The following is a 9,041-nucleotide window of genomic DNA, read 5'->3' as shown; positions in this document are numbered from 1 at the left end:
TCACCTGGGTAATCTGTTTTGGTATTGTTCCACTCCACCAGTATTTGGTCTAGCTCTGGCTCTGTCATTAATGGCAACTGGCTCACAGGTCGTTCTGGAGTCTCTACTGCTGCTGATAGTAAGTTTTGGTAATGTGACAGCATCCGACTAATAGTTTCGGCCTCAAACAAGTCTCGGTTATAGGCACATAATCCTTTGATTTCTTCTCCTTCTAGCCACAGATGTAACTCTAAGTCCATCCGCACTGTCATTAGAACTCCCATCCATCGCTCCCAACCTAACTCTACCTCTAAGTTAGGCAGGCTGAAGGATGGTTTCATTTGTTCACTCTGCTGAACGGCAAACACTACTTGAAACAAGGGGTTTTGCGATAGAGACCGTTCTGGCTGCAACTCTTCTACCAATTTCTCAAAGGGTATGTCTTGGTTACCATAAGCTTCTAGGGCTGTTTGTTTAACTCGGTTTAATACTTCTGTAAAACTAGGGTCCCCTCCCAGGTCTGTGTACATGACTAGGGAGTTGACAAAGAAACCTATCAAACCTTCTATTTCTTTGCGGTTGCGGTTGGCTATGGGTGAACCTACTGCTATACTTTCTTGACCACTGTAACGAGACAGCAATACCTTAAATACTGCTAACAGGGTCATAAATAGGGTCGTTCCCTGGTTTTGGCTGAGTTGTTTAACTTTTGATGTTAGTGCTGCTGGTATATTTATGGGTATACCTGCTCCATTAAAAGTTTGAACTGCGGGTCGGGGATGGTCTGTGGGTAGTTGTAGTTGAGGTAAGTCAAAGAGCTTTTGCTTCCAGTAACTTAGTTGGGTTTCTAGGGTAACACCTTGTAAGTAGTTCTTTTGCCAAACTGCAAAGTCCGCATATTGTATGGGTAACTCTGGCAATGGGGATGGTTTCTCCAACAGTGTGGCAGTGTAAATTGCCGAGAGTTCTTTGGGTAATACTGTAAGTGACCAGCCATCGCTTGCTATGTGATGTAATGTAATTTGCAGTATGTGTTCTGTTGTTCCTAGTTGAAACAACTGAGCCCGTATGGGGGGGTCTACTTCCAGATTGAATGAAAGTTCATTTTCTTGTTGGAGTAGTTGTTGTAATTTGGTGGTAGCTTCTGATGGTGTTAACCCACTGAGGTCAATTATGGGTAGTTCTAATTCAAAGGGGGGTTGAATTATTTGTACTGGTGTGCCGTTGATTTCACTGAAAGTAGTTCTCAGGGTTTCATGGCGAGCCATGATTTGGTTAAGAGTTTTTTGTAGGGCTACATATTCCAATTGACCTAATAGATTTAGGGTCAATGGCACATTGTAGGCATTGCTACTCAAGCCCAATTTTTCTATAAACCATAGCCTTTGTTGTGTGAAGGATAATGGAATTACCTGTTCCCTAGAAATTGATTGAATGGAACTAGCTCCATCTGATTGCCTATTTTTCTGGGCTTTCCTAAGCAACTTTAGGATGTCTGCTTTGCGATCAATTATACTCTGTTCCAGCTCTGGTGTTATTACTTCCTTCGGAGAACGATAACGGAGTTGCTCTCCATCTATCGAAAATTTAACACCCAGATTTTGCAGGTAAGACACAAATTCTATTGTTTTCATAATACTTGCTCCTTATAGTCTTCACCTGTTTCAAAAATGAATGTGTTTTCATCTTGAGCTAGCTGACGCAGCACTTCAAGATTTTGGGTTATACCAGCAACAGTGGGATACTCAAATAAATCTTGTAAAGTCAGTTCCATCTCAAAAGCCTGACGCAAGCGAGAAATCACCTGAGTTGCCAAAAGTGAATTGCCCCCCAACTCAAAGAAATTATCATAGATACCCACCTGGGATACCCCTAACAAATCCTGCCAGATTTGAGCAATTTCATGCTCCGTCTCATTCCTGGGCTTTATCCTTTCTTGAGTTGAACGACCCAAATTACTCTCTCGAAGTAAACCTATATCAATTTCCCCAGTCTCAGTCAAAGGCATTTGAGCCAACTCCACCACAGCACAACTACTAGGTTGACCCACTGCATCCTGTACCTGAGGCTGAAGAAAACTCACATTGGGTTTACCTTTACCGTTAGTAGTAAAGTAAGCTGTTAATTGTTGCAGAATATCCGAAGTCGAAGTCAACCTTCTGATATTAAGATTACTACCATCCAAACCCACCATTAAGTAAGCTTGGTTACGACATAACCCTGCTAACATTGAAGACATACCTTGTGAAACACTCAGATTAGAATAACCTTGAGACCGAGTGAGATATTTCATTTGGTATCCCTTACTCATACCAGTCTCTGACCATGTTGTCCAAGCAAAACAATAACTATTTAACCCACGTTGATAGCGCTGATAATGAGTCAAATTCTCCAGGAAACTGTTAGAACTTGCGTAAGCACCGACTGTCGCACCACCAAAGACACCAGCGGCAGAGGAAAAGTTGATAAACAGGGTTGATGGTTGTTTTTGTACCAGTTGATGTAATACCCAAGCACCCTGAACTTTAGGATAAAGCAGAGTTTGACAACTTTGCTTTGTTTCCTCTTTCAGTGGACTTTCATGGTAACTTCCTGCCAAATGAATCACCCCATCCAGTTGTTGAGCGTGCCATCCAGACAAGGTTTGCTGTACTACCTCCTGCACTGCTGTGAGATTGCCAATATCTACCCCTTGGTAAATCACCTCACCACCTAGTTTTTGTAATTGTTGGTAAATTTTGATTTTCTCTGCTAGTTTACCCCCTTGCTGTAAATAGGTTTCCCAACTGTTGCTATCTGGTAGGGGTGTACGACCTAACAGCAATAGTTTAGCCTGATAATGTTCCAAGAGATACTTAGCAATTTCAACACCAATTCCTCCCAAACCTCCACTGATAAGGTAAATGCCTCCAGTTTTAAATGGTAATGGTTGTAATGGTAAGGAAGGTAGGTTAATTTTCTTGATACCTGATACCCAACGCTCTCCATCTCGATAAGCTACTTCTGAATCTTTGGCATCAATAGTTAGTTCCTCAAGTATCCGATTGCTATTGACTTCTAATGATTCTTGTGGTATATCCAGATGCCGACAATACCAGTGAGGGTTTTCCTGGGGAATAGTTTTCAACAAACCTGGTACTGTTGCTTTTTCATAGGCAATGAGTTCCTTGGGTTCAAGAGACTGGCTCTGACTGGCGACATACAGTAGTCGTACTGGATAATTTCCCTTCTGATTACCAAAGGTTTGTAGGAGCAATAAAAGGCTGTAAATTCCGGTTTTCTGTGCTGTTTCTAGAGTTTCTGTGTCAGCTATTTCTCCAGGATATTTATCATAATGCCACAGATGAATCATTGCTCCTATTTTTTGATATTCTGCTCCTAGAGATTGGTACAATTGTTGATAGTCTTCTCTCACATCTGGAGCTATTACATAGTGATTTTTATTGATTTTTTTGAAGGTTTCTCCTAATTCTATCTGCACATAAGCTTGAGAATTATTTTCTAAGAGCTGACACAGTTTTTTACCTAATCCTAACTCATCTAAAAATACTAAAATTACTCCGATTTTAGCTAATTTATGTGTCTGATAATTTCCTTGTTTTCTCCGCCATGTTTTTTGATAAAACCAATCAGGAATTGTGTTGTTATTTTCCGTGATTAAATCTATCCCTTTTAAGATTTCCTGGAATTCTCCTGTGGCAAATCTTTGACTCAGTTGACTCCTTTGAATCTTACCAATGGAAGTTTTAGGAATTAATTCTTTGTCCAGGGGAATTAAATAATCTGGATTAATTCCCATGCGGTTGACTACCTGTTCTCTGAGAGTTTTTAATAAAACTAATAACTCTGTGTCTTCTGTTTTTTCACTATTGAAAAATATCCCTAATTTATCGGTATTGCTGTTAGTTTCTCGCAGGGCACAAGCTGCAGTGTAAGAAACTTCTATTTGTGGTAATTCTTCTACCGCTGATTCTATTTCATGGCTGTAGTAGTTTAACCCGTTGATAATAATTACGTCTTTTTGTCTTCCAGTAATTGTTAAACGCCCGTTTTTCAGAAACCCTAAATCTCCTGTGTTAAACCAACCATCTGCTGTAAAAGCTTCTTGATTTGCTGTGGGATTTTGATAGTAACCGGAGGTAACTGACGCGCCTTTTACTTGCACCCGCCCAATAGTTTCTTCTGAGACTATCTGGTTTTGATTATCGACTATTCTGATGGCAAATCCAGGAATGGGAGACCCTACTTCTACAAATTTCTGACCATCATCTGTTGAGTCTAAGGTAAACTGATGAGAATAGGCTACACCAGATGCAGTTTCTGACATCCCCCAAGCTGGGTGCATGGCTGTTTTTGGTAATTTCCATTTACTCAGTAGTTTGACAAACTTTCTGGCGGTTTTGGCAACAACTGCTTCACCTCCATTGAGTACGAATTCCAGGGAAGATAAATCCCACATTGACTTAGTGCTTGGTCTATCGGAATAGTCTAATTCTTCTAAACGTTGATTTACTAATTCGTAAGCAAAGTTAGGTGCCCAAGTAATTGTTGTCCGATATTGAGACATCAAATCTAACCACCGCGTCGGTGCTTGCAATATCTCCTGTGTTGGTACATGAATTTGCTGACATCCCAAATACACATCCCTGATGTGAAACATTACAATTCCACCTACATGGTCTAGAGGAAACCAATTCAAGGAAATTTCTTCACTACTAAAATTGTTAATCTGTGCTGTTGCTGCACTACGACTTAATAAACTGCTATGACTTTGCATGACAGCTTTAGGCATTCCTGTGCTGCCTGATGTTAGTAGTAAAATCGCTACATCCTCTGGCTGAGAATTATACCAATTCCTATCTACTTCACTTGAGCGCAATTTCTCTATAGTTTGTAGCTCCAACTTCCCTAAATTCATACGTTGGAACCACCCACTCACTGATGGAGCTAATTTCCTATCTGTGAGTACTAGAGGCTGTCCTAACAAAGCCCAAGTATTTTGCAGTTTGGTCAGACTACTATGGGATTGGTCATAACTAGGGGGTATTGATACTGGTACTGGTACAAATCCTCCTAACACACAACCCCAAAATGCACTGATAAAATCTTGATTTGATTCTAACTGAAAGATTACTTTATCTTGAGGTTTCAAACCTAACTGCCTTAACCCTCCTAATAGTCTTTGAGCTTCTACCCACAACTCACTATAGGTTTGAGTAATTACTTCTCCATCTGAGTGAATATATATCAGACTGGTATCCCCGTGCTCTTGAGCTGCTCTTTCTAATGCTTGTGCTAAAGTAGTTGGTGCATCTTTAGGCCACTTGATTGGTTCTCCTTCACTGATGGCTGGGTTTCGGGATGTTGATTGGGTTTGTAATTCTGTTGTTGGAGATGACTTTTCTACTACGGGAGTTGCACCATGATTCGGCAGTTTCATTTGTTCTGATGGCAGCAAGTCTGATATATGCAATGGTGGCAATTTTAGTGTTTTCTGTTGCACTACCACTGCTACTTGTTCTATTTCTGGCACTGCTTTAAGTTTTGCTTCCCATTGTTGCACTACGTTATCGTCAATTACTGGGAAACGCCCTAATGCTACTTCGTCTACTTTTCCTTTGTAAGTCAAAGGTAAGCTCGACATAGGAACATAAGCTCCTGGCATCATGTCTGGGGGTAACTGCTGTTGAATTTGGGAGTGTAATTGTTGGGGGTTCCAGACTCCGGCCATCACAACATAAGCTACCAGGAATGTTTGATGAGCTAGTACATAAGCTTGTTCTACTTGGGGGGCTGATAATAGGGCGGTTTCTATGTTTGCTAGTTCTATTCGCTTCCCTTTTATCCATGTCTGCCTTTGTTTAGCTCCGACTATTTCTAGATAACCTTTGTTGTGTTCACGACCTATTTCTCCTGTTTGAAATAGTCTGCCTAGTTGGGGATGTTTGATAAATTCTTGTGATTTTTGGGGTTCTAGAGCATCTCTGGCTAAACTTGAACCTCCAATATAGATTTCTCCTGGTACTCCTTTGGGGACTGGGTTTTTGTGTTGGTCTAGTAAATAAACTGATAACCGACCAGGGTTGCCTATGGGTACGTTTTCTCTGTTGGGTTTTTCTGACCAAGACCAGTGGGTGATTTCTCCTGCTGCTTCTGGGATACTGTAGAAGTTGTGTAATGATACTGGATAACTTTGGAGAAATTTGTCTGCTAGTTCTGTTGATAGGGTTTCTCCACTGCTAAGGAGTGTTTGCCAACTTTTGAGAGATGTTTCTGGGTTTGTTGTGTTTAACCAGGTGGGTAGTTCTGATGGATATAAGTGGATTATGGTTATTTTGTGTTGGGCGATTAATTTCTGGAGTTCTGTTGGGTTTTCGTTGGCTGCTATGACTATGCTACTACCACTGATTAGGGGTAAACCTATTTCTAGGAGGGCTACTTCTTTAGTTAGAGATGCTTTATGTAGTAGAATGTCTTGATTTGTGATACTCAGGGTTTCTTGTAGCCATTGTAAACGTTGAGCTATAGCTTGATGTTCTACTAGGGTTTGATTCAGAATATAGGCTAGGTTGGTAGCTGTTGTTTCTGTGTTTGGGTTTTCTGTATTTTGTTTGGCTATTGATTCCCACTCGGTGTCTAGACACAAAATTTTAGCATTGGGGTCAGGTATTTTTGATTTGAGGTGCTTTTGGGTTAATATTACTGAAATTGATGGCAAATCCTGTAGATTGTTGGAGTCTAATGGTATATAAGCTCCTCCTGCTTTGAGTATGGCTAATAGTCCAATGATTCTTTCTGGAGTTGGGTCTATGTATATACCTATTGGTGTTTCTGGGGTTATGCCTAGACTTAATAGATGGTAGGCCAGTTGATTGGCTTTGTGGTTGAGTTGGGTGTAGGTTAGTTGTTGCTCTTCAAATATTAGGGCTATTGCTTCTGGGTTCTTTTCGACAACCTTCTCGAATAACTGATGGATACATTTATCTCTTGGATAATCTGTTTTGGTCTTTTTCCATTCCTCCAGGAGTTTTTGTTGTTCTGTTGCTGATATTAGCGGGAGTTTTGAGATTTTTTCTTGAGGATTGGCTACTATTGCTTTTAGTAGGGTTTGGAAATTTTCCATCATCCTAGTTATGGTTGCTCTATCAAATAAATCTGTGTTGTAAACAAAATAGCCTTCTAGACCCGATCCCGATGGTGCTTTCCACAGATATATTTCTAAATCCATTCTAACATTAGACATCGAATTTCCATCCTGAGTCACCCTTAGTCCTGGTAAATCCCAAGATTTCTTCACTCCTCCTTTGACATTTAGGAAGTCTAACATCACCTGCACTATAGGGTTGTAGCTTAAGTTCCTTTCTGGCAAAAGTTCCCCTACTAGCTTTTCAAATGGTAAATCCTGATATTTATAGGCTTCTTGAGCTGTTTGTTTGACTTGAATTAACAATTCGGTAAAGCTAGAGTCATCTGAACACTGAGAACGAATTGCCAGGATGTTGGCCAACATACCAATTAAGGGTTCGGTTTCGGCTCGGTTGCGGTTAGCAGTTGCTGAACCTACTATTAAGTCAGATTCTCCACTATAACGATACAATAAGATGAAAAATGCACTAAGGAGAGTTATAAACAATGTTGTACCTAACTCCTGACCTAGTTGCGTGAGTTTCTGTGTCAAGTTTTGATTGAGTTGAAATTTTTTTGCTTCTCCTTGGAAGCTTTGCACTTCTGGACGTGGACGGTCTGTTGGTAAGGGTAATATTGGCGAAATTCCTGCGAGTTTTTGTCTCCAGTAGTTTAGATGTTTTTCTAATACCTCTGCGGTAAGTTGCTGTCTTTGCCAGTGGGCATAGTCGGCATATTGAATGGGGAGTTCTGATAATGGGGAGGGATTTCCTTGACTGTAGGCTTCATACAATGTACATAGCTCCGAGGCTAGTAAGCCCAAAGACCAAACATCACATATTATGTGGTGCATGGTTAACATTAATATATGAATTTCTGGCTTGAGTTTGACTAGGGTGACACGCAGCAGGGGGCCTTGGGCTAGGTCAAAGGGTTTTTCTGCTTCAGTCCTGGCCAGTTGTGTGAGTTGGGTTGTTTTTTCTGGTGATGATGGTAATTCTACTGTTGACAGATTGATGTTGGCGACGGTCGAAATTACTTGTATGGGTTTTCCGTCTATGGATGGAAAACTGGTCCGTAGGTTTTCGTGTCGTCGGATGATTTCGTTAAGGCTTTGCTCTAAGACTGTTACGTTGAGCAGACCTTCAAATTGTAGAATCATAGGCACATTGTATAATGGATTTTCTGGCAAGAACTGATCCCAAAAAAACATCCATTCTTGAGGGTAGGAGAGTAACAAATCCCCCGAACGCGAAACAGGACGAATTATGAAACTAGCGCCAGATTCCTGAGTTGTTTGTACTTCTCGAAGAAATTCTAAAACTTCTGTTTTGCGCTCCACTAGATTCCGTTTTAGCTCTCCTGTCATAACTCCTTTAGGAGAACGATAGCCAAGTTGATCTTTGTCTATCCAAAGTTTGACACCTAAATTTTGCAGGTAAGAGACAAATTCAACTATGTTCATAACAATTCCTCCTCATATTCTTCCTCTGTTTCAGAAATTAATGTATTCTTATCTTGGGCTAGCTGAAGTAGCACTTCCATGTAATCTACAAGCTGATTAATTGTAGGATAATCAAAAACCAAAGTAGTTTCAAGCGATCGCTTCAAACTACTTTGCAACTTATTCCTCAACTCCATAAAAGTCAAAGAGTCCATACCTAAATCAAAAAAACCTGTATCCATTGCAATTGATTCAGGATGACTAATTCCCAACACTTGAGCCACCTGACGACGCACATGAGCCACCAACAACAAACGACGCTCATTAGGTGGTGTAGCCTCCAACTTTAACAGAAAATCTGACTTGGATGGTTCTGCCACCTTCAATATAGTTTCCTGCCAATCCGCCAAAAACGGCCACTGCGCCACTCTCTCCTGCCACCTTGACCACTCAATAGGCACCACCCCTACTTCCACATCCGAACCACTCATCA

Annotated in this window: 3 protein-coding genes; all 3 read right to left on the bottom strand. The window is 40.8% G+C overall.

Going from position 1 to position 9,041, the window contains the following annotated elements; all coding sequences use genetic code 11:
* On the bottom strand, positions 1-1,613 hold a 1,613-nt coding region (locus F6K23_RS34040), incomplete at its 3' end, for a condensation domain-containing protein (RefSeq protein ID WP_293164609.1).
* The gene (locus F6K23_RS34035; RefSeq protein WP_293164607.1) at positions 1,610-8,569 is read right to left on the bottom strand and encodes an SDR family NAD(P)-dependent oxidoreductase; all 6,960 of its coding nucleotides are present in this window, start codon (positions 8,567-8,569) and stop codon (positions 1,610-1,612) included. The genes F6K23_RS34040 and F6K23_RS34035, both read right to left, overlap by 4 nt.
* On the bottom strand, positions 8,566-9,041 hold a 476-nt coding region (locus tag F6K23_RS34030; protein ID WP_293164605.1), incomplete at its 5' end, for an acyl carrier protein. The genes F6K23_RS34035 and F6K23_RS34030, both read right to left, overlap by 4 nt.

The organism is Okeania sp. SIO2C9 (assembly GCF_010672455.1).
GTDB lineage: Bacteria > Cyanobacteriota > Cyanobacteriia > Cyanobacteriales > Microcoleaceae > Okeania.
The sequence above is the reverse complement of the archived record's forward strand: the minus strand, read 5'-3'. Positions and strand labels throughout refer to the sequence as shown.

Bases quoted from the DNA above. Each gene is read 5' to 3' on its own strand.
- F6K23_RS34035 (WP_293164607.1), bottom strand. From the start codon at position 8,569: ATGAACATAGTTGAATTTGTCTCTTACCTGCAAAATTTAGGTGTCAAA.